25 protein-coding genes and 1 pseudogene are annotated in these 25,594 nt (G+C 38.6%); 16 read left to right on the top strand and 10 right to left on the bottom strand.

The features are described from left to right. Positions 1-13: 13 nt before the first annotated feature. From H5092_RS11685 to bioA, 4 genes are all read right to left on the bottom strand, one after another. Positions 14-1,513, bottom strand: coding sequence for an iron ABC transporter permease (locus H5092_RS11685; protein ID WP_024597048.1), 1,500 nt, complete (start codon positions 1,511-1,513; stop codon positions 14-16). Then, on the bottom strand, positions 1,513-2,553 hold the full coding sequence (locus H5092_RS11680) for an extracellular solute-binding protein (protein WP_096793161.1): 1,041 nt from the start codon (positions 2,551-2,553) through the stop codon (positions 1,513-1,515). Before H5092_RS11680 ends, H5092_RS11685 begins: the two co-directional genes overlap by 1 nt. Continuing rightward, complete coding sequence (locus H5092_RS11675) at positions 2,554-3,366, bottom strand: hypothetical protein (protein WP_002961238.1); 813 nt, start codon at positions 3,364-3,366, stop codon at positions 2,554-2,556. A gap of 171 nt (positions 3,367-3,537) precedes the next feature. Continuing rightward, the gene (gene bioA / locus H5092_RS11670) at positions 3,538-4,839 is read right to left on the bottom strand and encodes an adenosylmethionine--8-amino-7-oxononanoate transaminase (protein ID WP_182733554.1); all 1,302 of its coding nucleotides are present in this window, start codon (positions 4,837-4,839) and stop codon (positions 3,538-3,540) included. Positions 4,840-4,933: 94 nt separating this feature from the next. Here bioA and bioB point away from each other — a divergent pair, with 94 nt between their 5' ends. The 8 genes from bioB to H5092_RS11630 all read left to right on the top strand — a co-directional run bounded on the left by bioB (position 4,934) and on the right by H5092_RS11630 (position 13,019). Then, entirely contained in the window at positions 4,934-5,974 is a 1,041-nt protein-coding gene (gene bioB / locus H5092_RS11665; protein WP_002961242.1) for a biotin synthase BioB, read from the top strand. Positions 5,975-5,986: 12 nt separating this feature from the next. Continuing rightward, positions 5,987-7,144 (top strand): 8-amino-7-oxononanoate synthase, encoded by a 1,158-nt coding sequence (locus H5092_RS11660; protein WP_182733553.1) that lies wholly within the window; start codon positions 5,987-5,989, stop codon positions 7,142-7,144. Next, on the top strand, positions 7,141-8,016 hold the full coding sequence (locus H5092_RS11655) for a methyltransferase domain-containing protein (protein ID WP_182733552.1): 876 nt from the start codon (positions 7,141-7,143) through the stop codon (positions 8,014-8,016). The genes H5092_RS11660 and H5092_RS11655 overlap by 4 nt, the downstream gene beginning before the upstream one ends. Before the next feature lie 28 nt (positions 8,017-8,044). Further along, the gene (gene bioD / locus H5092_RS11650; RefSeq protein ID WP_154903079.1) at positions 8,045-8,728 is read left to right on the top strand and encodes a dethiobiotin synthase; all 684 of its coding nucleotides are present in this window, start codon (positions 8,045-8,047) and stop codon (positions 8,726-8,728) included. A 121-nt stretch (positions 8,729-8,849) separates the two neighbouring features. Continuing rightward, positions 8,850-10,433 (top strand): FAD-dependent oxidoreductase, encoded by a 1,584-nt coding sequence (locus H5092_RS11645; RefSeq protein ID WP_182733551.1) that lies wholly within the window; start codon positions 8,850-8,852, stop codon positions 10,431-10,433. Between the two features lie 212 nt (positions 10,434-10,645). Beyond that, a complete protein-coding gene (htpX, locus tag H5092_RS11640; RefSeq protein WP_182733550.1) occupies positions 10,646-11,509 on the top strand; it encodes a protease HtpX in 864 nt (287 codons plus the stop codon). Between the two features lie 247 nt (positions 11,510-11,756). Beyond that, positions 11,757-12,275, top strand: a complete 519-nt coding sequence (locus H5092_RS11635) for a hypothetical protein (protein ID WP_310736012.1) — start codon at positions 11,757-11,759, stop codon at positions 12,273-12,275. A gap of 201 nt (positions 12,276-12,476) precedes the next feature. Continuing rightward, positions 12,477-13,019, top strand: coding sequence for a hypothetical protein (locus H5092_RS11630; protein ID WP_182733549.1), 543 nt, complete (start codon positions 12,477-12,479; stop codon positions 13,017-13,019). On the opposite strand, the gene H5092_RS11625 is transcribed toward H5092_RS11630, so the two are convergent. The 3 genes from H5092_RS11625 to gloA all read right to left on the bottom strand — a co-directional run bounded on the left by H5092_RS11625 (position 13,016) and on the right by gloA (position 15,926). Further along, positions 13,016-14,614, bottom strand: coding sequence for an MASE1 domain-containing protein (locus H5092_RS11625; protein ID WP_182733548.1), 1,599 nt, complete (start codon positions 14,612-14,614; stop codon positions 13,016-13,018). The two genes, H5092_RS11630 and H5092_RS11625, sit on opposite strands and share 4 nt — an antisense overlap. Next, on the bottom strand, positions 14,601-15,230 hold the full coding sequence (locus H5092_RS11620) for a response regulator transcription factor (protein WP_024589303.1): 630 nt from the start codon (positions 15,228-15,230) through the stop codon (positions 14,601-14,603). The genes H5092_RS11625 and H5092_RS11620 overlap by 14 nt, the downstream gene beginning before the upstream one ends. A gap of 168 nt (positions 15,231-15,398) precedes the next feature. Next, positions 15,399-15,926, bottom strand: a complete 528-nt coding sequence (gene gloA, locus H5092_RS11615) for a lactoylglutathione lyase (protein ID WP_182711227.1) — start codon at positions 15,924-15,926, stop codon at positions 15,399-15,401. A 121-nt stretch (positions 15,927-16,047) separates the two neighbouring features. Between gloA and H5092_RS11610 the strand changes: the two genes are divergently transcribed. Together H5092_RS11610 and H5092_RS11605 are read left to right on the top strand one after the other, a co-directional pair. After that, a complete protein-coding gene (locus H5092_RS11610) occupies positions 16,048-16,500 on the top strand; it encodes a GNAT family N-acetyltransferase (protein WP_220492521.1) in 453 nt (150 codons plus the stop codon). Between the two features lie 91 nt (positions 16,501-16,591). Continuing rightward, complete coding sequence (locus tag H5092_RS11605) at positions 16,592-17,101, top strand: DUF421 domain-containing protein (protein WP_182715502.1); 510 nt, start codon at positions 16,592-16,594, stop codon at positions 17,099-17,101. A 71-nt stretch (positions 17,102-17,172) separates the two neighbouring features. Here H5092_RS11605 and H5092_RS11600 read toward each other — a convergent pair whose 3' ends face one another. Further along, complete coding sequence (locus H5092_RS11600) at positions 17,173-17,793, bottom strand: trimeric intracellular cation channel family protein (protein WP_154944503.1); 621 nt, start codon at positions 17,791-17,793, stop codon at positions 17,173-17,175. Positions 17,794-18,207: 414 nt separating this feature from the next. On the opposite strand from H5092_RS11600, the gene H5092_RS11595 reads away from it, so the two are divergent. The 6 genes and pseudogenes from H5092_RS11595 to H5092_RS11570 all read left to right on the top strand — a co-directional run bounded on the left by H5092_RS11595 (position 18,208) and on the right by H5092_RS11570 (position 23,539). Then, entirely contained in the window at positions 18,208-18,795 is a 588-nt protein-coding gene (locus H5092_RS11595) for a cold shock domain-containing protein (RefSeq protein WP_182715501.1), read from the top strand. 196 nt (positions 18,796-18,991) lie between these two features. Then, a complete protein-coding gene (locus H5092_RS11590; protein ID WP_165735167.1) occupies positions 18,992-19,465 on the top strand; it encodes a hypothetical protein in 474 nt (157 codons plus the stop codon). Positions 19,466-19,670: 205 nt separating this feature from the next. Then, complete coding sequence (locus H5092_RS11585) at positions 19,671-20,882, top strand: hypothetical protein (RefSeq protein WP_182733547.1); 1,212 nt, start codon at positions 19,671-19,673, stop codon at positions 20,880-20,882. Next, complete coding sequence (locus H5092_RS11580) at positions 20,875-22,659, top strand: ATP-binding protein (RefSeq protein WP_165735165.1); 1,785 nt, start codon at positions 20,875-20,877, stop codon at positions 22,657-22,659. The genes H5092_RS11585 and H5092_RS11580 overlap by 8 nt, the downstream gene beginning before the upstream one ends. 200 nt (positions 22,660-22,859) lie before the next feature. Next, positions 22,860-23,021, top strand: a pseudogene (locus H5092_RS11575) (transposase); the annotation flags it as partial. 74 nt (positions 23,022-23,095) lie between these two features. Then, complete coding sequence (locus tag H5092_RS11570) at positions 23,096-23,539, top strand: hypothetical protein (protein ID WP_182733546.1); 444 nt, start codon at positions 23,096-23,098, stop codon at positions 23,537-23,539. Positions 23,540-23,818: 279 nt separating this feature from the next. Here H5092_RS11570 and H5092_RS11565 read toward each other — a convergent pair whose 3' ends face one another. Both H5092_RS11565 and H5092_RS11560 read right to left on the bottom strand, forming a co-directional pair. Then, on the bottom strand, positions 23,819-24,421 hold the full coding sequence (locus H5092_RS11565) for a thiamine biosynthesis protein ThiC (RefSeq protein ID WP_182733545.1): 603 nt from the start codon (positions 24,419-24,421) through the stop codon (positions 23,819-23,821). 382 nt (positions 24,422-24,803) lie between these two features. Beyond that, on the bottom strand, positions 24,804-25,505 hold the full coding sequence (locus H5092_RS11560) for a metal-dependent hydrolase (protein ID WP_182715498.1): 702 nt from the start codon (positions 25,503-25,505) through the stop codon (positions 24,804-24,806). Positions 25,506-25,594 lie beyond the last annotated feature (89 nt).

The raw sequence follows: 25,594 nt of genomic DNA, 5'->3' as shown, positions 1-25,594 counted from the left end.
GTTTCTTAAATCCTTAATGTTCAAACTGGTTGCGTTTTTCGCCAGACATCATAATAGCTAACCCGCAGGCAGATATCACTACTAACAATAACCCTGGAATCGCGGCGCGACCAAAATAGCCCGCTTCGTATACACGCCATAAATATGTAGAGAGGGTTTCAAACCCTGTTGGGCCAAGTAGTAGCGTGGCTTCTAGTTCGCGCATTGACTCTAAAAACACCAGTGCTGCACCGGCAATAATACCGCGCATAGTTAAAGGCAATGTTATGCGAGTAAATACTTCACGTGGGCTTGCCCCTAATACGCGCGCAGACTTTACTAAGCTTGGATCTAAGTGCTCAGTGCTTGTTCTAACAGAGCCCACAGCAAGTGGTAAAAATCGCAGCATATAAGCAATAATAAGCAATCCCAGTGTTTGATATAAAAACGGTAACTGCAAACCACCGTAAACAAGCGCTGTGCCCATTACTATACCCGGAATACCAAAACCAAAGTAAGTAACACGCTCCATTATACGACCCGCTTTTCCACTCAGTGCAGCATGTGCAACGGGGATCGCAACGATAACGGCTACAATTGCCGCAATACCCGATGCATACGTAGAGTTCCACGCAATATTAAAATCAAATGAGCTAAAACCATCGCGAGCTAACCAAAGCGAAAATATAGCCAAAGGCAAGCCAATAGCAAGCAGTAAAACAGGTGCAAACGTAACAAACATGGCACTTAATTGTACTTTACTTGGAAATAAAATTAACGGGCGACCATGGCGCTCAGGTGCTGTTTTTATTTGTGATTCAACTAAAAGTAAAAAACCAACAATAACCATCAGCTGAAGTGAAAGCATTGCAGCGCGCCCTAACGCAAAGGCGTTGTATTCAACATAAATTACGCGGGTAAAGGTATCTAGGCGCATCATTGCGGGCGTACCAAAGTCTGATAACGTATAAAGCGCGACTAACAAAGAGCCTGCTGCAATACCGTTAACTACGCGCGGTAATATAACTTTAAATATACTTTGCGTCATCGACATGCCCAGCGTTCGTGCGGCATTAACCATGCTTGCATCAAGGCTCAGTAGGGATGAGCGAGTTGTCATCATTACAAACGGGAAGGTATAAAGCGTCATTACAATGGCGGCACCTGTTAGGCCATACATTGATGGTGTTTCTATTCCTGTTAAGGTATTTATTTCGCCACCGGGGCCAAAAGCAGCATAAAGTGTAAATGCGCCAATATAACTGGGAATTGCCAGTGGGGCTGCAAAAACAACCAGCCAGAGCTTTTTAAATGGTAAATGCACATACGCGCTAATAAACGCCAGTGGCACACCAATTAAAATAGACCCAAGTACCGTTAAACCCATTAACGATAAGGTGTTACCTAAAATTTGCAGGTTGTGGGTGTCAAACACTGAGCTCGCATCGCTTGCAAGCACAATTAATACATAAACAGGGGTAAGCGCAACAAGCGCTGCAAGCAGCGCCATTGGATAAGAGGCAGGTATTTTCATTACAATACGCCGCTGCTTCGCATCAAATCTATAGTAGGGCGTAAATCAGCTAGCTGTGTTAAATCTACTTTAGGTGGAGAAATATTAGCAAGTGACGGTAAACCCTCAGGTTGGGTAATACCATTTACTAACGGAATTTCGTACGCTTCACTGGCTAAGTAACCTTGTACTTCTTTACTTAGTAAGTAACGCATAAAGTTAGTTGCAAGCGGATCGTCGTTAAGCGCTAATACACCCGATGCATTAACTAAACAGCCCGCATCATTTTGTGTAAATGCTAAATCTAGCTTGGCATCAGGCTTACCTGATTTTAAACGCAAAGTGTAATAGTGATTAGCAAAACCAATATCAACTTCACCGCGTTCAACGCCCATAACAACACCTAGCTCGCCGGCGTATGTTTTAGCACGTTTTTGAATCTTTTTAAGCCACTTAGCGGTTTTGTCATCGCCTTCTAAGATTCGCATTGCGGTTACAAACGATTGAAAAGAAGCGTAGGCGGGCGCCCAGCCAATACTTAAATCGCTGTCGGCAATTTCCATAATACTTGTTGGAATTTGATCTTTAGTCAAACGCGACGTGTTATATGGCAATGTACGAATGCGGCCAGTTACAGGTGCCCACTCTTTATATCTAAATTGTGGTTGTAACTGAGCAGATAAATCACCTGGGATGGGTTGCGCAAGGCCAGCATCGGTTACTAAACCAATTGCGCCTGAATCAACTGCCCAAAATAAATCAGCGCGGCGAACGCCAGCTTTAGCTTCTGCAACAATGGTATTTGCTAAAGCAGCAGTAGGACCTCGGCGTATACCGAGTTTAAAGTCTGGATTTTTTTTCTGGATTGCTTGTAATACGTTTTCATACAAACCACCTTCGCCTCGGCCTAAATAAAGCGTTAACTCGCCTTTAAGCTTTGGTAAATCGTCAACAGAAACAGGGTTTGCTATATCAGCGGCTAGCGCACGAGAAAGAGGCAGTGGCAATGAGCCAACCACCCCTAACGCAGCTAGGCCTTGAATAAAGGTCCTACGCTTCACTTAAAATACATCCTTACGTGCTTTTTCGGCTTTTTCTATTAAAACCTTAGCGCGGTCTAATTTTGTTTGCATATCACTGATCACATCGCGTACTTCGTCTACGCTTTTGCTGTTTTTAATGGCTTGTGGCAGTGTTACGTTAAAGTCTTTTTCCAGCACTTCAACTAGTTTTGCATCTTGTTCAATAAGTGTACCTTCAACGCCTTCAAACAGGTGCAGATAAGTATCGTGAACAATTTCAGTTGCTTCGTCTCGTAAACGCTCAGCAAATTTTGCTACTACACGGTCTAATTTGTGCTTAATTTCATCAATTGTGGCACTTTGTGTCATTTGAGTTGTAGCGGTTGCTTTTACAGTGTCTAACAAGCCTTTTTGCTGGAATTTTGCAGCAAGCTTAACAGCCCCAAGGCCTTGCCACAAGGCTATGTTCATCGCTTTTTGCTGTTTACGAACTTCCTCAGCAGGCTCTTTATTATCAATGGCCATTTTTACGCCATAAAGACCCTGCCAAATAGAAGCGTATACTGGTACAAAGTTAGTTTCTATTGCGCTGTGAAACTTAACTGATTCCCAATATTCAATTAAATCATCAGTTTTTACAGATTTTGCGCCCTTAGTATCGTAGTCGCTTACCATGGTATCAACTTTGCCTACCATCCATTCTACTTCTTCTGCGTAACTTTTAAGGTTAGCTTGAAGATGATTAACATGCTCGCCAATAGGGCCGTTAGCTAATACTGGTTGAGCCATAAACGCCGAGGCTAGTAAAAGGCTTGCACCTAAAGTTTTGGCTGGTTTAAATAGTAATTTCATAGCAAAGAAGTCCAAAAAGGTAATTGTAAATGATAGACATTATCATATAGCTAATAGTTAACGAGATCAATAACTACAAACTCGCTTAATAGATAAAAACACTAAATGTAGCGGTAGGTTACAGCAAATAGCGCTATAACCTGTATTAGGATTAGTTATTGAGACCGACTATTAAGCGTAATGCTTGCCTTTAATGGCATTATAAATGGCATCACACAGTGTTTTTATACTTGTGTCGTCACTTATATACGGTGGCATAAGGTAAATTAGTTTACCGAATGGGCGTATCCATACACCTTGCTCTACAAAATAAGCCTGAATTTTAGCAACATCAACATTGCCCGCAGCCTCGTTCAGTTCAACAACGCCTATTGCTCCTAAGGTACGCACATTGGCAACCGCATCTAGTTCACTGCATTTATTAAGTTGTTGTAGCTGGGTGTTTAGCTGCTTTATTCGTTGTTGCCAGTTTTGTTCAAGTAATAAATCAATACTTGCGCAGGCCGCTGCACAGGCAAGCGGGTTACCCATAAACGTAGGGCCGTGCATTAAAACGCCTGCTTCACCTTCGCTTATGCCAATCGCTATTTTATCGCTAGTTATAGTGGCTGATAGCGTCATTGAGCCGCCGGTTAATGCTTTACCAATACACATTATATCGGGCTCTATGTTGGCGTGCTCTACAGCAAATAATTTACCTGTACGGCCAAAACCTGTGGCTATTTCGTCGCAAATTAGTAGTACATTATATTGGGTGCACAATTTATGTACGCAGGCTAAATAATCAGGGTGATAAAAGTTCATACCACCTGCGTTTTGTACAATAGGCTCAATGATAAAGGCGGCTACTTGGCTGTGGTTTGCTTTAAAGTACGCTTCAAGCTCTTGGGCTTCTGCCTGGTTAAATTCGCTGCCAAACTTACTCACCGGTGCAGGTACAAAAACATGCTCAGGTAAAAAGCCGCTATACAAACTATGCATTGAGTTAACGGGGTCACATACGCTCATGGCTGCAAACGTGTCGCCATGGTAGCCCTTGTAAGGCGTCATTAATTTTTGTTTTGTTGTAATGCCTTGGCTTAACCAATATTGCAGGGCCATTTTTATTGCCACTTCAACACTTACCGAGCCGCTGTCGGCTAAAAATACTTTAGTTAAACTAGGCGGCGTTATATTTACTATTTTTTTGCACAGCTCTACCGCACTGTTATGTGTAATACCGCCAAACATAATGTGGCTCATATTATTAATTTGCTCAATCATGGCGTTATTTATAACAGGGTGATTATAGCCATGTATTGCGCTCCACCACGAGGCCATACCATCGATTAATAGCTCGCCAGTTTCGAGGTGAATAATATTGTGATTTGCATGTGTAACGGGGTATACCGGAATTGGCTTAGTCATAGATGTGTATGGGTGCCAAATGTGCTCACGATCAAAATCAAGGTCAATCGTATTCTTTTTAATCATATGTAAACTTTAACTTGGTGGGCTTCGTTGACAATGGTACTTCAACTCGTAGACTAAGCCAATATCACCGCTGAGAAAAAAATAAGAGAGTATTATGGAACTTGCACCTGTTCGTCACGATTGGACCCACGCTGAAGTTAAAGCATTATTTGAAATGCCATTTAACGATTTACTTTTTAAAGCCGCATCGGTTCACCGTGCTAACTTCAACCCAAATGAAGTGCAAATTTCTACCTTGTTATCAATTAAAACAGGCGCTTGCCCAGAAGACTGTAAGTACTGCCCGCAGTCGGGCCATTACCGAACAGATTTAGAACGCGAACGCTTAATAGAGGTAGAAAAAGTAGTAGAGCAAGCTCGCCTTGCAAAACAAAAAGGCGCGACTCGTTTTTGTATGGGGGCTGCATGGTCAGATCCAAAAGACAGAGACATGCCATACATTTCGCAAATGGTTAAAGAAGTAAAAGAGCTAGGGTTAGAAACCTGTATGACGCTAGGCAAACTCACTAACGAAAAAGCCCATGAACTTAGAGACGCAGGGCTTGATTACTACAATCACAACCTTGACACGTCACCTGAGTATTACGAGCAAATTATATCAACCCGTACTTTTCAAGATAGATTAAATACCATTGACCACGTACGCGATGCCGGTATGAAAGTATGCTCGGGCGGAATAGTCGGCATGGGCGAGCAAGCAAGCGACCGCTTTGGACTACTTATGCAACTAGCTAATTTGCCACAACAGCCAGAAAGCGTGCCTATTAATATGCTGGTTAAAGTTAAAGGCACACCGCTTGAAAACGTAGACGATTTAGATCACTTTGAATTTATACGTACCATAGCAACAGCGCGTATTATGATGCCACACAGTTATGTACGTTTATCGGCAGGGCGTAATGCCATGAACGAGCAAATGCAATCAATGTGCTTTTTTGCAGGCGCTAACTCAATATTTTATGGTGACAAACTACTTACCACCGAAAACCCAGACGCTGATGCTGATATGAACCTAATTAAAAAATTAGGCATGAACCCAGAAAAACGTCACGACTATTCAGACGAAGCAGTAGAAGCCTCGCTTTCATCGCAAGTAGCCGACAAAGCAACGTCTGAATTGTTTTACGAAGCGTAGGCTTTTATATCTATGCCTTTTGATTTTATAAATACGCATCTTGAGGCTCGCCAGCAAGATGCGCTGCTTCGTAAACGCAATGTAGTAGAGCACGCTACAGCGCGCACCATAACGGTTAATAATAAAACCTATCTTAACTTTGCCAGTAACGACTACTTAGGCTTTGGGGATGAGGCTGTAAACCTTAATGACTCCTACGCATTAGGCAGTCACAGCTCTGCATTGGTTACGGGTTATCAGGCGCAGCAAAAAGCGCTTGAGCAATACTTATGTGAGCAATTTGGTTATGGCGCAGGAATGTTATTTAATTCAGGGTTTAGCGCTAATAGCAGCGTAATTAAAGCGTTGTTTCAAGATAAAGCGGCTGCGCAAAACAGCGCTATTTTTCAAGATAAGTTAAATCATGCAAGCTTGATTGACGGTGCTCTGCATTGTAACGCGGCTTTAGTGCGTTTTAATCACAACGACATGAATCATTTACGCTCACGGCTCGAAAAATCAAAAGCGCAAAACAAGCTAATTATAAGCGAAGGCGTGTTTTCGATGGATGGCGATACCGCGCCTCTTAAAGAATTACTCGTCTTAGCAAAACAGCACAACGCATGGCTAATGATTGACGACGCACACGGCTTTGGTGCATTAGGTAAAACAGGTTTAGGCAGTTGCGAAGCATTGCTAGATGAGGGGATAGTACTACCCGAGGTACTGGTTGTTACCTTTGGCAAAGCCGTTGCCAGTAGTGGCGCGTGTGTATTAGGCAACCAGCAGTTTATTGATTACATGCTGCAGTTTAATCGCGATTACACATATTCAACCGCCATGTCGCCGCTTATGGCAAGTCACACTCTTGCGCGTATTAAAAACATAAAAACAGCTGATGATAAACGCGATAAGCTAAATGCCAATATTGCATTATTTAAGCAACTCACTAAAAGCCATAATATTGCTGTAATGGAGTCAAACACAGCCATACAGCCCATTGTATTAGGCTGCGCTGAGCAAACGCTACAAGCGGCAGATAAACTAAAACAACAGGGTATTTGGCTCACTGCAATTAGACCGCCGACGGTTGCACATAACACCTCACGTTTACGCATTACTTTAACCGCCGCACATACCGAGCAAGACATAACGCATTTAGTTAAACATTTAGTAGGTGCAATAGCATGACTGCTCAGCCAGTATTAAAAACAGATCTAGTGCAAACACAACTTGTAAAACCGTGCCTAGTGAGTAGCGATTTAAATAAAGAATTAAATAAGGAGCCAAATCGAGAGCTAAACAAGGAGCTTAAAAAGTCTACACAAAGTAAGTTTTCAAAAGCGGCGGCGAGTTATAACACCCATGCAAATGTACAAAAACATGCTGCGAGCGATCTATTTTCACTCATAAAACCAGGCTTTAATAAAAATAAGCTTTGTGTTGATTTAGGCGCAGGCCCGCTTGTTAATACGCATACCTTACAAAGTGTGTTTGCAAGCGTTATTGCCATGGATTTGAGCTTAAACATGCTGCAAAGTAGTGATTTAACCACACCCAAAATATGCGCCGATATGGATAACTTACCGCTACAAGCAAACAGTGTTGATGTTATTTACAGTAATTTTGCAGTGCAGTGGTCTGCTAATTTTTCGGCTTTAATGCAATCACTTTACAGCATATTAAAACCAGGCGGGCAGGCGTACATAAGCACTGTGGTAGAAGGCTCACTAAACGAAATAAAAACGGCCTTTGCCGCGCTTGATTCTAACAGCCACATAAATACCTTTAATAGTGAACTGTATATAAACCAATCAGTCAAAAAGGCAGGCTTTACTATTAATAGTGCTAAAAAACGTATTTACACCGATGAATACACAACACCTTTAAAAGCTATTGCTTCAATTAAGGCTATTGGTGCAACAACGCAAAATCATACCAATACGCGCCAAGGGTTACTTACCAAATCGGCGCTACAAAAAGTATGCAGTGCGTATCCGCTTATAAATAATAAAGCATGTGTGTCTTATCATGTGGTGCTGTTATCATTACAAAAACACTAAATAAGCCCAAAGACATTAAAGGCAACGCATGAAAGAATTTTTTATAACAGGCACCGACACCGATGCCGGAAAAACCCACGTTACCAGTTTGCTATTAAAGTTACTTGCCCAACACAAAAAACAAGCAATTGGTTTTAAGCCTCTTGCTGCTGGCTGCGAAATGGCATTCGATCAGCTAGTAAACGCCGATGCCCTTATACTAATGGAAAGTGCAACAGTGAGCGCTAAATACGACGTAGTAAATCCGTTTGCGTTTGCACCACCTATTGCGCCGCACATAGCCGCTGAGCAAGTTGGGGTAAGTATTACTGTTGATAAACTTAGTGATGCTTATAAAAATGTAAAACAACAAGGTGCTGACATTATCCTTACTGAAGGTGCTGGTGGTTGGGCATTACCTATTAATAAAAACGATTATTTATACGACTGGGTTAAAGCAGAGCAACTGCCGGTAATACTTGTTGTTGGTATGAAGCTAGGTTGCTTAAATCATGCATTACTAACCGCTGCGCATATGCAAAGTATGGGTATAAACTGCGTTGGCTGGATTGCAAACCAAGTAGATAAAAACATGGACGAATACCAAGCAAACCTTGATTCACTTAAAGCACGTTTACCGTTTCCAATACTTGCTATAAGCCCATACAGCGAGCAAACTCCTAAGTTACAAATATACAAAAGCTTGCTTAGTGCGTTATCTATAAACACTTAAGTGGTTTTAAAAAAGTTACTTTTTTAGGTAAATCTTGAAATAGTCAGCCTTAGTACACATATAAACGTTTATAAATACATAGCTTGCTTAAAGACAATGTGACTAAGGACATAACGACTATATGACGCCCCCATTTATTGAAAACTACGCCCCAGATGCGCACGTAAGCGCTGAGCCAAAAGCACTAAACTATGGCTTACCTAAAAAACGCGTAGGTATAATAGGTGGAGGCACAGCTGGCTCAACAATAGCCATCAGGCTTGCTGCGTTAGGGTTAGAAACTTACGTATTCGAAAAGAAAAAGTCGTTAATTGATGGCCCTCCAATGTGCCATTTGCATGCGGGTGGCAACTTATATCGTGAAATACCCGACGAAGACTGCATAGATTTACTCAAGCAATGTATAGATATTGCGCGCCTTTATCCTTACACCATCGATGTTCGCCCCACAGTATTTGCAGTGCCTAAACGCGATGACGACTCACCGGAGGACTTATTTCCGCGTTTAAATAAATTAGTAAAAGCATACAGCGAGCTTGTAGAGCAAGATAGCGCTAATAAAGTGTTAGGCGAGCCAGAGCATTATTATCAGTTATATAGTTATGAGCAAATGCTAAAGCTTGCTAAACAAAAACAAGTAGCCAAGCCCACGTCTTTAGATGAGTGGATGATACCCGTTGCTAAGCATTTAGATTTAGATAAGCTAAAGTTTCCGCTAATTGTTGCACAAGAATATGGCTGGAATATTTTTCGTTTATCGGCCAGTGCACAACTCGCTCTTGCACAGTACAAACACGCTCACGTTTTAACAAGTACCAGTGTTAAAAATGTATCGCCAGTTATAAATACCAATAATGATAAGCAAACACTTAAGTGGCGCATTGAATACCAATCAGAGCCAAGCCTTGATGAACAACCTGATACTTCAACCAATACACAAGCCGATACGCAAACCATTGAGGTAGATTACCTAATTAATGCGTGTGGTTTTCAAACCGGTATTATTGATGACTTGGTTGGGGTAGATGTAAAACGCATGGTTGAATTTAAAGCCTCTTATATAACTCATTGGCAAGGTGCTGGTGGGCAAATACCCGAAATAATTATTTATGGTAACCGTGGTACGCCAGAAGGTATGGCGCAGCTAACCCCTTACCCTAACGGGTATTTTCAAATACATGGCATGACTAACAACATTACATTGTTTAATGATGGGTTAGCTGATGCAACGCCAATGAGCGCACAACCTAAACTTCCCAATAAATACCTGCATTATATTAAAGATGGCTGGGATGAAGCAGCCTTGCAAACACGCACCCAAACAGCAATTGATTATGTAGCCGAGTTTGTACCTGCATTTAAAACTGCTAGCACACAAAATAATGCCTTGTATGGCGGGCAACAAATCCCAGGGGATGACGACACTTTGCGCGTAGCCGATGTAAGTTTATATTCGCATATTAGTTACGCACGGGCCGAAAATGTTAAAGCATCGTCAACGTTAATAGCGGCAGATCAAATAGTGGGTGAGTTTATAAAATTAGGAATAATAAGTAGCGATCCTGCTGTAAATCATCACCGAAGTACCCACCAATGGTCGTACCTTAAACATAATAGCGGCGACAAAATTGACGAAGTTGCACGCATATTGGCAGGTGAGCGTGGTTTTCCGATTGATATGGCAGAGCTTAATAACAGCTTGTAATAAGCTGACTTATAAAGAAACTTTAGTCTTAAATTTGCTGTAAAACCCTTCCTAAAAAAATTATCAATAAACACATAAATAACACTTGTGTTATGACATAGTTTGTCACAGAATAGAGCTAACGTTATGACATAGTGTGTCATAACGCAGTGGTTGCTTTAACCTAATTTAATTTTATGTTCGGTGATCAAACCTATTTTTGTGAGGACAATATGAAACGTATATTTTTGTTTTTATTAACTAACCTAGCGGTTATGTTGGTATTAGGTGTAGTGCTTTCAATAATAATGAGTGCGCTGGGCTTAAGCCATCGTAGCCTTGGCGGAATTTTACTTATAGCCACAGTATTTGGTTTTGGTGGATCGTTTATTTCGTTATTTATGTCGAAATGGATCGCTAAAAAATCAACAGGCGCGCACGTAATTACGCAGCCTCGAAACGAAACCGAACATTGGCTTGTACAAACGGTATCTGCGCAAGCACAAAAAGCAGGTATCAAAATGCCAGAAGTGGCTATTTACGACAGCCCAGAAATGAACGCGTTTGCAACGGGCCCAAGTAAAAACAACTCGTTAGTGGCAGTAAGCACAGGCTTAATGCAGAACATGACCAAAGATCAGGCCGAAGCCGTGCTCGCCCACGAAGTATCGCACGTGGCTAACGGCGACATGGTAACGCTTACGCTAATACAAGGCGTGGTAAATACCTTTGTAATATTTGCCGCAAAAGTACTGGCAGGCATTGTAGATAACTTTATTAATAGCGATGAAGAAGAGGGCGGCAGTAGCTGGACATACTTCTTATTCGATATGTTATTCCAAGTATTATTTGGTGTACTAGCAAGCATAGTGGTTGCAAGTTACAGCCGTAAACGTGAATTTGCAGCCGACAGCGGCGCAGCAAAACTAGTTGGTGCTGATAAAATGCGTTCCGCCCTTGAGCGATTAAAGCAAAACCATCCTTCGCAATTAGAAGGCTCAATGATGGCTTTTGGTATTGCAAGTGGCAAAGGTGTTGCTGAGCTGTTTTCATCGCACCCGCCGCTTGATGCGCGAATAGACGCACTACGCAAGTAACTATGTAAGTTAGTAAATATTCTAAGCCAGCTTAACCGCTGGCTTTTTTATGTTTACGTTAAAATGCAAAAATACAATGAACTGTATTTATATACAGTATCTTGTGTTGGTTTATAAAATCGTTACTTTTTTAAGCTATATGTGTTTACGGGGTTCTTTAGCATGAGTAAACTAAAATACCTTAAAGTCAGCAATGCTGCTGGTTTTAATACTTAACATTTAATACTTAACAAGGACGGTTATTGTAGTGGAAAAGGTGCAACACACTAAAAAATGCATTATGTGCTTTAGCACTATAGATTCACGGGCTAAAAAATGCCCGCAATGCACCTCACTTCAAGCTAAATATTCTAACTTAGAAAACAATCCCATTATTATTGGTGCATTAGCGCTCAGTATTGTTGGTATTTTTGGGTTTATTTTTTATCAAAATATTTATGTAGCAGGGCTTGAAGACCAAGCACAAAAAAACTTAATCGCTAATGTAAGCCAAATTAATACTAAAAATGAAAACGATGCATTGTATGTTGCATGTATAGGGCAGGTAAAAAACGAATCAAACTTCGCCTTTAAAAATATAAAGTTTAAGGTCGATTTTTTAACAGATCAAAACACGCTAGTCGATACGCTATCAATAACCGACGAAGACCTAATAATACTTCCTAATGATTCAACAAACTTTAGAGTAAGAGGTATTGCGCAAAAACAAGCGGCCAGTTATAACAATTGCCAAGTAAGAATAACCGATGCCTGGGCTTATAAATAAGCTATAAATCACTTACAAATTAATTATTAGGAGTTAGCTAAACCACTCGCTTTTTTGTATGTAATATTAGTTATTAACTTAAAGCCACTAATTCCAAAATTTATATAAGCCATTTTCCTAGAGCGATTAAGAATATGGATGATTTATTACTTAAGCAATCGTTTATACACTCCTTGTAACTTGCAAGTGAAGGGATCGAAAATGAGCTTGATTGATGAAAGTACAAAGGATTTTGGAAGCATGAGCGTGTTGCTTCACAGCTTAGGAACTGATTGCTACCGCATTGAGTGGAATAGCAGAATGACAGGAGCCTCAATAAGCTTAATTCGTTTTAAAAAAAACGAATATATAGTTGTGCGAAAATGGGCAACCGCCCGCAATATAGATGACGTATCAGCAGAGTTTGATCGGGCTAACCAAGCACTAATTCATTTTTTAAATAATGTAGATGTAATTAAAAGTAAAAACGAAAGTATTGTTGCAGCTAAAGAGCATTGCATAAACTTATTTACCTCAGCTGAGGGCTTAAAACCAATTAGCCATCCGAGCCTACCTACGCCACGCTTACAAGAAGCCATAGGCAAAGAAGTGATTGTAAAATCAAGTTTAGGCAACTATCTAATATCAAAAGGCATGCTATTACAGCTATTAGGTAATCAAGCCGAGATCCAAGTTAATCCCGACCACCTTGACGAAGGCCAATTAAGGCAAAAGTTTTATACCAAACAAGTTCATGTTTGCTAGTTAATTGCGCCATCAAAACTCAAAGGCAGCTTTACTTTAATGGTAAAGCCATTTTGTTTAAACACCTTAAAAGTGCCGCCTAATGCCGTAGTGCGCTCCTCTATAAACGCTAAACCGTAGTGACCTGAGTTATCTGTTGGGGTTACTAAAGTCCCGTTATCGCTAATTGTTAACTCAATAAATTCGTCGCTGTTTATTATATTTATAATCAGTTTGCTGGCATTGCTGTGCTTCATACAATTGGTTACTGCTTCTTGGCAAATTCGGTAAATAGCTATTTCGTGATCTTTTGAAAGGCTATTATCTAACTTAAATTGTGGCTGATACCTAATATTTGCCTTGTGCAGTAAGCTTTTTAGTCGCCCTTGTGTTATTGCCTTTTCTAAACCGAGTTCATCTAGCTCACGCGGGCGAAGATAATGCATTAATTGATAAACAGAGTCATACATCGAATTAGCATTGTTTTTTAATGTAGTCACAAACGATTGGGTATCTTCGTTACTAAGGTGCGACAAAATAGCTAAATCTGTTTTTAATGCCGTTAGGTTTTGCCCTAATTCGTCATGCAACTCTTGCGAAAGGTGCTTTCGCTCGTTTTCTTGCACCGACACCATTTTGGCAGCCAGCGCCGTGTTTTGAGTTAGCTGCTCTTTAAGCTCTTTATTGGTTTGCTTTAACTCGTTGTTTTTACGTTTAAGCTCAGTAATTGCAGCGCCTAAAACCATACTGGTAATTGCGTTTGCTAAAATAAATAACTGGCTAATGTAGGTATTGCTAGGCTCGTGCGTAATGCTTGCTTCAACAATTATTAACGCGTTAATAAGCGCTGCACTGCTTACAGCCCCTAACGAGCCATACTTATACGAAAACCAAATTATCGGTAATAACGATGCAAGCCTTAATAGCGGGTAGGTGTCTGGGCGAACCGCATAGACAAAAAATACAATTAATATAAAACACACTAAAGTGGCTACTAGGCCAAATAACTTAGTGAGCCTGACTGTGTTAAAACTGTATTTAGAATCGTAAATTAACATAATAAAAGGGGCAATTAACAACGAGCCAGTAATATCGCCCAAGCACATGTTTAACTGATACTGCAGTAGCTCTTTAGCAACCAATACATTTGTAAATTCAAACGCACTGGCAAACAAAAACCACTTTATAGATGTACTCGCAACACAAAGCAGTATTAACGAAAGTATACCTAGGCTGTCGTTAATGCTTGGCGGCCAACGGCTATTTTTAAACACATAAACAAGCGCTATAAAACAAAGCTCCTGCCAAAAGCCATGAAATAAATCAAACTCCCAAACCCCACTGTATGTTAAACCAAGCTGCGCAGCTAAAGCGCGTGACACAATCCATAAGGTGAGCCAGTATCGTGTTGGAGTGAGTAAGTAAAACGCAATTTTTACGCCTGCGGGAATAAATATAGCGCTGCTCTCGGGTACGGTTTCAAGGTTTTGGCTAACCCAAAAAGCGGCGAGTGAAGCAATAAAGTAAATTAGCCCCACCAATAACTGTTTAGCTACCTCTTTGTATGCGGTAGTAAAACTAACATTAGATAAAGAAGAAACGTTAGGTAAGTTCATCTAACTGTATTACTCCCGCATCAATTGCAATTTTTAGCAGTTCAAACGAGGTCGTAACATTAAGTTTGCTGTATATGTTTGCTTTGTGTACATGTGCTGTTTTAGGCATTATTTCGAGTATTTGCGCAACTTGTTTAGCGTTTAATCCCTTAGAAAATAACGGAAGGGCTTCAAGCTCTCTGTTAGTAAGCACAGTTAATGCTAAATTTTCGCTACTCATCGAAAAATTTACGTCTTCACTAATGTACCTTTTACCTAAAGCGACCGCTTTAACTGCATCTATTAGCTCATCAGAGGCAGAGCGCTTAGACACATAACCCAAAGCACCTAATCGCAAAGCATTGCTTACATAAGGTTCGTGGTCGTGCATGGAGGCAACAATACTTTTAATATGCGGGAAAAACTCTTCAAGGTACGACAAAAAAGAAAGGCCGGTTTCAGTGCCGTTAAGCGATATATCAACAATAAATATATCAGGTTGTTCAAGCTCTACAGCCAGCTTGGCTTCTGTCACGCTGCACGCTTCAATAATTACTTTCCAATCTGGTTGTAACTCTAAAAGCTTTTTAAAGCTGTCTCTTACTAATTGATGATCTTCTATGATGCCAATGAGCATTTAAATCTCCTTTTATGCTTAAAATACAGCGGGGCGGGTAACTAATTACCTAAAACGTTTTAAATGGGTTACCTCACTTAAAAGCAAGGTAACAAAACCAGTGGTTCTAAATTGGTAATTAGTTGCTGGTGGAGATTACAACTAAGCTCTTTTTATAGCAGCTTATTATTACTGAGAAAGAATAATATCAGCAATACCTTCGGCAGATAGTATTTCAATCCAGTAGCCGTCAGGGTCTTTAATAAATGCTAAGCCTTTCATTGAGCCATCATCTGGTTTTTTAACAAACTCAACATCGTATTTTGCAAAGCGCTCACAGGCTTCGTAAACATCCGGTACGCTAATACCAATATGGCCAAAGCCTTTGGGCTCTTGGTTACCGCTGTGGTAGCCCTCAAAGCTGTCGTCGCTTTCAGTGCCCCAGTTATGGGTTAACTCAATTAGCGCAGGGCGACGAAACACCCATTCTGCTTTAGTTCTATCATCACCTTGCGGTAATTCTTGTTCGTAGCCTAAAAAGTAAAGCGTAAACTTCATACCAGGAAAATCATACTTACCTAACAGCTTCATACCTAATACATTTTGGTAAAATTCGAGCGACGGCTTTGGATCTTTAATACGTAACATAGTTTGTTGCATAACAAAGCCCTGAGTGGCCTGTTCAACTTGTTCTGGAGATTCGTTATAGTTAGACATGGTGATCCTTTCTAATAATTAAAAAGCGAAAATAGAGATATAATGCTTAAACCATCATAATCAACCGTAGTTTAAATTTAAACTGTCTAGGTCAAATCATATAATAAAAACAAGGAATTTTATGGCTATAACTATAACTATAACTATAACCACAGGCACCATTGATGATATAACCGCAGTGAGTGAATATATCCCTGAACTACTAACAGCCATTGATAGTGACACTTTACGTAACCGTTTAGAAAACAAAAAAACATTGATATTAGTAGCACATAAAGAAGATACATTAGTTGGTTTTAAAATTGGCTATGAGCTATCTAATACACAATTTTATAGTTGGCTTGGTGGAGTGCATTTTAACTATCGTAGATTAGGTATTGCTAAAAAATTACTTGTCCAACAAGAAAAGTGGGCTTATGAACAAGGCTTTACCGATATACACGTAAAATCGATGAACCGGTTTCCTCAAATGCTGACTATGCTAATCACCAATGATTATCATGTTTGTGGCTACGTTGATAATCAAAGCACAGAGCTAAGTAAAATTAAGTTTGTAAAACAACTAACAAAGTAGATGCAGGCACTTTATTCATCGTTATTTAACTTAGCGCCATGTAGGGTTATAAGTAAAAGCTAATTGCCACCTTTAATAGCAAGGAGCCACTATGTTTTACGATGATATTCAGGGGTTATTACGTGTACTTACAATAGGTGTACTGGGTTATATCGCACTGGTGTTTTGGTTGCGTGTATCGGGTAAACGTACGCTTTCAAAATGGAACGTGTTCGACTTTATAGTCACCATTGCGCTGGGCTCTATTTTAGCCTCGGTGATTATTTCAAAAAGTGTTCCGTTAGCTGAGGGCATACTTGCCTTTGTCGTATTAATAGGGCTGCAATATGTTATTACATGGCTTAGTGTGCGCTCGTCAAAATTTGCAGCGCTCATAAAAGCAGAGCCCACGTTGTTACTGAGTGATGGTGAATATTGCACGGCAGCCCTTAAATCACAGCGCGTAACTAAATCAGAAATTCGCGCTGCTATTCGTGGTGCGGGTATATTAGCCATAGAAGATGTAGCTGCCGTAGTGCTAGAAACCGATGGCAGTTTTAGCGTACTTAAGCAAAATAACAGCGGCTTAAAAACTGCGTTAAGTGATGTAAGTGTGCATTAAATTAATACGCTAATAGTTATATTAACTAAGGCAGGTATATTACCTGCCTTATTTTGTATTAAAGGTTATTTTTATTTAGCGTGCTGCTCTAATAAACTAAAGGTAGGTAAGCGCCATTTAAAGCGTATTGATGCCATACGAATTAAGTAGCCTGCAACAAGGCTTGCAATAATGCTGATGTTGTCGTCAATATTATAATGGTGTAGCGCTAAGTATAAACAGGCAACAAGTAACGATACACTCGCGTATAGCTCGTTATGTAATACCAACGGCGCTTGGCGACATATTAAATCACGCAGTAATCCACCAAATACGCCAGTAACAACGGCAGCCACTACACAAATACCATAATGCAGGCCCATATTTAGCCCCACTTGGCAGCCAATAATACTAAAAGCAGCTAAACCCAGTGCATCTAGGCGCATAAATATGCCTTTAAATTTAACTACCCATTTAGCAAGCCACGTAGTAACAATACCGGCAATACAGGTAATTAATAAATACTCAGGGTGTTGTACCCACGTAAGCGGGTAATTGCCTAGTAATATGTCTCGCACGCTACCACCGCCAATTGCCGTGGCGCTGGCTACTAGCACTACGCCAAACCAATCCATTTTCATTCGTCCTGCGCTAAGTGCGCCAGTCATGGCTTCTGCGGTAATACCAATAATATAAACAACGGTTAGTAACATGAGATAATCACTTAAAATACGTGCGTAAAAATAAGGTGTGGATTGTATAGATAAATTAAGTAAATAACGAATGAAAAATCATGCTAAAAGAGCTTCATTTAGATAGAAATAACTTATAACAAAACCTAGTGTAAACAAGCTGTTAAGCTAATCGCTTCGCAAAAGTCAGCAGTTGTAGAATAAAGGACAAATGGCCGTAATTTATAAAATAAAACACGCTATTTTTTCCTTGTTTTTAAAGCTAAAGCTCGATATTTTCCCTATACGGTTAAGTATTTTGCCAACTTATTAGAATATTTAAATTAACCTAATATGAATATTTGGTTGCGTGGTAGCAATTTAGGAACGTATACTAACGACTCTTAACTTAAATGGAATTTGCGTAATCGCAGCTTAATCAGCACAGGTAAATACATGAACAAAGGATTGTTAAAAGCGTGGAATGACGAAAAGGGCTTTGGTTTTATTAAATCAGAAACCCTAGCGCACGACACCTTTATACACATTTCAGCGCTCAAACATATGAGCCGCAAGCCTAAAGTGGGCGACACCCTTTACTTTGAAGTGGCAACACAGCCCGACGGTAAAACCAAAGCAATTAACTGCCGCATAGAAGGCGTTGCAGAGCTTAAAGCACCTTACCAAAAACACAATAACCAGCCGCATCGCATTGCCAAATCTAATTTTGCCAGTAGCTTTTTAGGTAAAGTTGCCTCAATTGGTCTTATCGCTGTGCTTTGTTTATATGCATTTAATAAATACAACACCCACTCAAGTAGCCAAACTCCCGTTATTACGAATGATGATTTAGCCACCTTTGATGAAAAATACCCAAAAATAGTGATACCAAAAAACACTAATAATTTTACCTGCGATGGCAGGCAGCACTGTAGCCAAATGACTTCACGAGCCGAGGCAGTATTTTTTATTAATAACTGCCCGAATACAAAAATGGATGGCGACGGTGATGGTAATCCTTGCGAAAGGGACTCACGGTTTTAAAATGGGTGATAATTTGATAAATCGCTTAGTTAAAGGTTTGGGTGAAAAAAAAAGAATTAATTAATGGCTGTGTATAAATACAGTTATTTGCAATTTGCCCTATAACATTATTAAAAGTCGTTTTTTGGGTGTTATAGCCTCAAAAGTGGTTTGAATGAGTTGTTAGAACTCATCCTTCAATTTCTAAAAGGTAATTATGGATAATTTTGTAGATCTAGCGATGAAATTTATTGTTCCGTTTGTGGTGTCAATACCTACTGCAATCATCGCTGTAAAGCTTGCATTGAGAAAATTCAAATCAGAAAAATGGTGGGATAAAAAGCTAGCTTGTTATATTGGATTATCTGAAGCTCTTAGTGTGATTATTAATTATGCCGATATGGTGATTGATATTAAACTTGACGGCGTAAAGCACGATGAAGAAGAGCTCAATAATCGCAAACTAATGTTTAATAAATCAATGCTGAAATTACAAACTCAAGTATATTCAAGCGTTCTTTTTATGGATAACACCTCACATGAATCGTTGTTACGATTTTATAATAAACTATTCAGTATGCAAACAAGCTCGGAAGACCCAAAAAAGCTAGCAGAATTAAGGGAAAATGCTGAGTTCTGTTTAAACATAATTAACAAAGAGGCTAAAAGAGAATATAGAAGTCAAATGTAAAAGCCTAACAAGGCGTTGATGCTGTAGAATTTTTTTTAAGGAAAGCAGCTTCGAATTCATTACTTAATGCTTAAAAGGGGCTATGATTTCAAGAACTCATATTTAAATTAATTGTGTCTGTTGAAGTTATTTTATAGCCTCACTAGGTACCAATCTAATTTCTGGTTTTGTTAAATAATCAAAGTGGTAAAGGGAGTTTGTATCAATGACAGGAAGAACAGCTGATAGCACCATTAAAGGCTTTCTATATCAATTTAATAAAACGTTGCTAGAAGTAACTCAAGCAGATGACGATGAAATAATAACCGTAGAAGGGCTTGTTGAAGATGTTGATATCTATAGTGCTGATGGAAGCCTAAACGCAATACAATGTAAATATCATGAATCCCAAGATAAATTTACAGGTAGTCTGATATATAAACCACTGCTGCAAATGGCTGAAGCTTTCTCAAAGAACCCAAAAAAGGACATTAAGTACACTATATTTCTTCACGTACCCAATGAAGTTATAGGTGTTAGGAATGTTGAAAAAGAAATGCTTAATGAGGCTATGGCAACAGATAATCAATCCCTGATTAAAATTGTAGCAAGGATTGAAAATAACTTTGATGCTGATGAATTTTTGAAAAATGTAAAAATCGAGTTTGGAACTTCAATTGATGAGTTAGAGGTCGAAGTTAAAAAGTCTTTAGGAAAATATAAATTATCTGGTAGTGATATAGACACATTACTATATCCAAACGCAATCACAAAAATTTCGAAGTTATCTAGTTTAAAATCTGAAGCCCACAGGAAAATTAGTAATAATGATCTTCGAAAGTACCTTTCAAGTGTTACAACCACAGCTATTTCAAAGTGGACTTTATCTCTTAAAAACCGTAAAGAAATTCTAAATAAAACAAAAAAACAACTCGCGAACTCTTTTTCGCAAAACAGTAGAGAGCGATGTTTTTATTTTGATATTCATGAAATTGAAGAATTTGAAGAAAGAATTGTTGTATTCATTGGTAATTACTTAAACAAATACCATTCAAAACCAAGTCACTTAAAAACACCTATTTTTGCAATGAATATTGATTTTTCATCCATTAAAGATATTCAGTACCGTTTATTTATAAAGGGAATTAAGGCAAATACTGGCTTAGTTGGAGATGTTTTTGAAGTAGATAACTTCTATAAAGATCCAATTCAAATAATACAAAAAAGTAAAATTGAAAATCGAGAGTTTGACTTGAGATTGTTAGCACTTAGTTCCGAGCAGCATGCTATAAATCACAGGAAAGGTGATGATCTTTATTTAGTCTGTAGCTCAACTCCTGAATGTATAGAAACAACTGATATTAACTATTATCAGGTTGGTACTAATAACTTCAACGAACTTGAATATGTAGTAAGTTTAAGGAATAGCCATGAGTAAAATAGGGTATGTTACATCAAGCTCTCCAGAGCAAGTAACAATTGAAATTGATGGTTTAGAAATTTTAGAAAAAAATAAAACTAAGTTACAAGTTGGGAAATTTTTAAAAATTGAAGATGGAAATCATAACTTTGCAGTAGCTACGATAAATAATATAAGTGGTCAAAAAGTCGAAAAAGAAGGGGAATTACTCTGGAATTTTATTATTGATTCCTCGCCCGTCGGTGCCTTAATTAATGATAACGGGCAGTTGAAGTTTTTCAGAGGTACACAAGTATTACCTGTTCCTACAGAAATAGTCCATATTTTCGATGATTCTGACTTATCAATTATTTTTTCAAATGATGGTGATTATAATTTTAATGTTGGTCATCTTTCTGGAAATACAGAAGTACCATTCTGTATTGATGGTGATAAGTTTTTTGGTAAACATATTGGATTAGTTGGGTCTACTGGTTCAGGTAAATCATGTGCTGTTGCGAGCTTAATACAGAATGCTGTTGGTATTTCAGATTCAAAAAATATAAATAAAGAAAATAAGAAAAATTCACATGTACTTATTTTTGATATTCACTCTGAGTATTCGTCGGCATTTAAAGTTGATGAGGAAGAAAAATTTAGCTTGAATGAATTAAGCGTCGATAACTTAAAGTTGCCGTATTGGCTAATGAATTCTGAGGAGTTAGAGTCACTTTTCATTGAAAGCAATGAACAGAACTCACACAATCAATTATCGCAGTTTAAACACGCAGTCATTCTTAACAAAGAAAAGCATAACCCTACACTAAATAAAATAACTTATGACTCTCCTGTATATTTCGATATTAAAGAAGTTTACAGTTTTATTTGTAACAAAAATGAGCTCACCGTTTATGAAAAGGACTCAAAAAAGTTATTTGCAACACTCAGTGCTGAAATTGAGTTTGATGAAGATAAGTTGTGGGAAACTATAAACTTTGAAGCATCCACAGGTAATGCCAAGCATAAAGTGTTAGATGCTAAAGTATCCAAAGATGGAGGTTTTAATGGTGAATTTGATAGGTTTATATCAAGGCTTGAGACAAAGCTAAATGATAAACGACTCACTTTTCTTCTTAATCCATTAACTGAAAATAGTGAGATATACAAAACTAAAGATTTTGAGGAAATATTGAGACAATTCTTAGGATATATTGATAAATCAAATATCTCGGTCGTAGACCTAAGTGGAGTCCCTTTTGAGGTTTTGAGTTTGACTGTTAGCTTGATTTCTCGGCTTATCTTTGATTTTGCATTTCATTATTCAAAACTGAAGCATAATCTAGATGAAACGAACGATATTCCATTTATGATTGTTTGTGAGGAAGCCCATAATTACATTCCGCGAATTGGGGGAGCAGAATACAAAGCCTCAAAAAAATCTATCGAAAGAATTGCAAAAGAAGGACGCAAATACGGGCTTAGCCTAATGGTGGTTAGTCAAAGACCATCAGAAGTATCTGATACAATTTTCTCTCAATGTAATAATTTTCTAGCGTTAAGACTCACAAATAGAGTAGATCAAAGTTATATAAAAGCACTGTTGCCTGACAGTTCAAGTGGTCTTATTGATTTGTTACCTTCGTTAAATCAAGGGGAAGCATTCATTGTTGGAGATGCTGTACTAATGCCCAGTTTAGTTCAACTCCCTAAACCAAGTCCAGAGCCAAAGTCAGCAAGTGTAAGTGTATATACTGAGTGGAGTTCGGCATGGAAGGATGTAGCTTTTGATAAGGTTGTTGAACGCTGGAGAAAGTAAGGAATAATTGAAAAAAGCGAAAGGGGTCACTCATTAGAAAATTCCGGTCAAGCAGGCAGCTGTGTTTTCTTGATCTTTTTATTCAAAAACCAAGTGTTCTTATTATTTAAAAGATTAACAGTGACACCCATTCTAAATTTTGCTCTTTTAAAAATTAAGGACTAGGTTTTAATTAGTTCAAAAAAAGAGCAGGGTGTCTTATGGCAATTGCAAGAAAGCGTCAAATAAGTTTGGTTGATACAAAATACTATCACTGTATTTCACGCTGTGTTCGTCGTGCATTTTTATGTGGCGAAGACCGTTTTACAGGTCAATCTTACAAGCACCGACGAGGGTGGGTTGAAGATAAGCTGCTTGAATTAGGAAATTAATAAGACACCCATCTTAAATTTCAGCTTACTCTGCAGTGCGGAGCAAGTTTTCGGAGTATTAAAAAATGGACTTTGTTATATGCTTAATTTTATTTTTATTGTTCTATATTTTAGTCAATTATATCCAAAGCATTATTGGGTATTACCCTAAACTAGCTAGAGAATATAAAACGGATTTAATTATTTCTGATTCCTCACTTTTAAAATCAAGCAGTATGTACTTGACGAATGTGGCAGGTATTTCTCGTGAGAAAAACAGTGAATATCGGACTTGGCTAAATATCAAATCATTTCAGCAAGGTATATTTATAAGCCAAAAACGGATGTTGATTCTACTATTTCCCAGGAGTTTTTTAATACCATGGGAGCAAATTAGTTTAATAAAAGAAAAAACTAATTTTTTTAAAAATCAATATCTTTATAAAGTCGAATGTAAAAAAGAACCTGTTTATATCATTACGAAATTCGATTTATTAAAAAGCGTAAGTAACAAGAATTTACGAGAATAAATGAAGTCAAATCTTGACTTCACACACCAAAGCTTAAATTAGTCGAATTGCTTTGATATAAGCTATTTTACCCTCTAAAAGCGCAGCGCCTCATAACCTCTTTGTGAATTAGTCTTTAGAGATTACGAAGAGGGCATTAACTTGGGGTGCGGTAGACGAACGCTTTAAGTTGAAAGTGGGCGTCACTTTAAACGTAAAACATCGGCGAATTAGCACTCTAATACACGCCGATGTTTATAACTCATTTAAATAAGCACATTACTTGTAAGGTATTAAGCCTTAGTCTTGTTTACGGTAAAGACTAATCAAACATATTGCTAAAAGTAACGTTGCAATCATGCCTGATGCACCAGCAACAGCTGATGGAAGGAATCCATCACGGCCAAAGGTAATTAAAATACCATTGGCAAGCATTGCAACTCCGCCAGCTAAGGCTGTAAGTCCGCCAATTGCTTTGCCACCTTTAGCGATAAAAGACAGGCCAAAAACAAGTGCTGCTAATCCCAATAATAATTTAGCTGCGTAGTAAATCATGAATGACAAAGAAACCACGCCACCAATTAGAGGTTGTGCGCCTTCTACTGTGCCCGCAACTTTTCCAAATGTTGAAAACAAAGTAAGGCCAATGCTTACCTGTACTATGTTAAGAATTGCGCTAAATGTTATAGCCGACCATCCTAGCTGAGCGTTTTGTGCTTGCACCATAGCAGAACCCGCAAAGGCAACAAGTAGAGTGAAAACTACGGCTTCTAGTCCCCATGCATACTGCCTTGAAAAACTAATTTCAGCACTGTAAAGGGCTGAATAAATACCCTGTGATATCGCCAATACCAACAATAACGATGCTGTAATTAGGGTGGTGCGTTTATGTGTAAATTCCATTATGGACCTCTTATAATTTTATATTTAACGCTTTTAAAAGATGCAGTAGTTTTGCACACATCAAACCGTTGAAACTTTTATATAAATATTGAAACTATAAGACAGGCAAAGCGATTTAAAAATTTCACTAAAACCAATAAAAATAATAATTAATTACAAAAAGGCTAAAACTTGCGCTTTTAATTAAACTTAAACGAGCAAAGTCGCATTGATTTAAGCTGATAAACCTCTAAAAGCGCAGCGCCTCTTACCCTCTTTGTGCATAAACTTTTAAATTACTAAGAGGGTATTTTGCATTCATTCTAGCAATGGGGATAAGCGACTTTGCAAAAGTCACTTACTTTAGTAGGGCAAGTCTATAAAAGGGCTTAAATCGCCTTCATTAAGATAAAAACGTAAAATGGGACCAGTCACTTAACGCTGTAATAGTTTGCTTTGTAGGGGGCGCAACATAGATTAAACCTGTAATGGCAATAACTGATGCTAGCGTAATTAGTTTGTTATCGAAGTCGGCTATTTTTAAAGCGGTGCCAAAAGAGCGTTTAATGGTGACGTTACTCAAATCTACACTGTAAATTTCATCCAGCAATAAATGAATTAATCCGCCGAGTAAAATAAACCCACCCGTTAACCAGGCAAAGACGGCTGCTTGTGTGGTTGATTGGTCATTCAGTTTCCATGTTACTTGAGTTGTTAATAGCGCGCATAACAGTATAAATAGTAAAGAGTGGCAACTACCTCTGTGTACTGTGATCCATTCAAAAATGGGTCTAATAATGTATTTCATAAATCCGTAAACCAATAACGGCACTACGATTAACTCGATAAAGCTAATTTCAATAATGAGTTCGGTGGTTATGTAATGCAGTACCAGTAATACAGCGCTGAGTGCGAATAAGTTAAAAATAGTATCGAGTGATGTTGAGTTATCTGAATCTATGTCGGGCAATAAGCCGCCAATTGAGCCTAAAAACCAAAGCCAGAGTGCGCCCTTTAAATCAATATGGCCTGCAGATAATAAGGTGGCTGAGGCTAAGCCTGTGATGATTACGGCAGTATTAAGATGAGTATTGAAGTTTGCCATTGTATCTCTTTATGGGAAAAAGTAGGGCATTCTATCAATTGAAAAGTTTATTGTTCAATATTCTTTTTAATTAGATTTTTTATTACTTT

Source organism: Pseudoalteromonas sp. SR41-7 (assembly GCF_014163935.1).
Lineage (GTDB): Bacteria > Pseudomonadota > Gammaproteobacteria > Enterobacterales > Alteromonadaceae > Pseudoalteromonas > Pseudoalteromonas distincta.
This window is presented reverse-complemented; position numbering and strand designations above follow the sequence as displayed.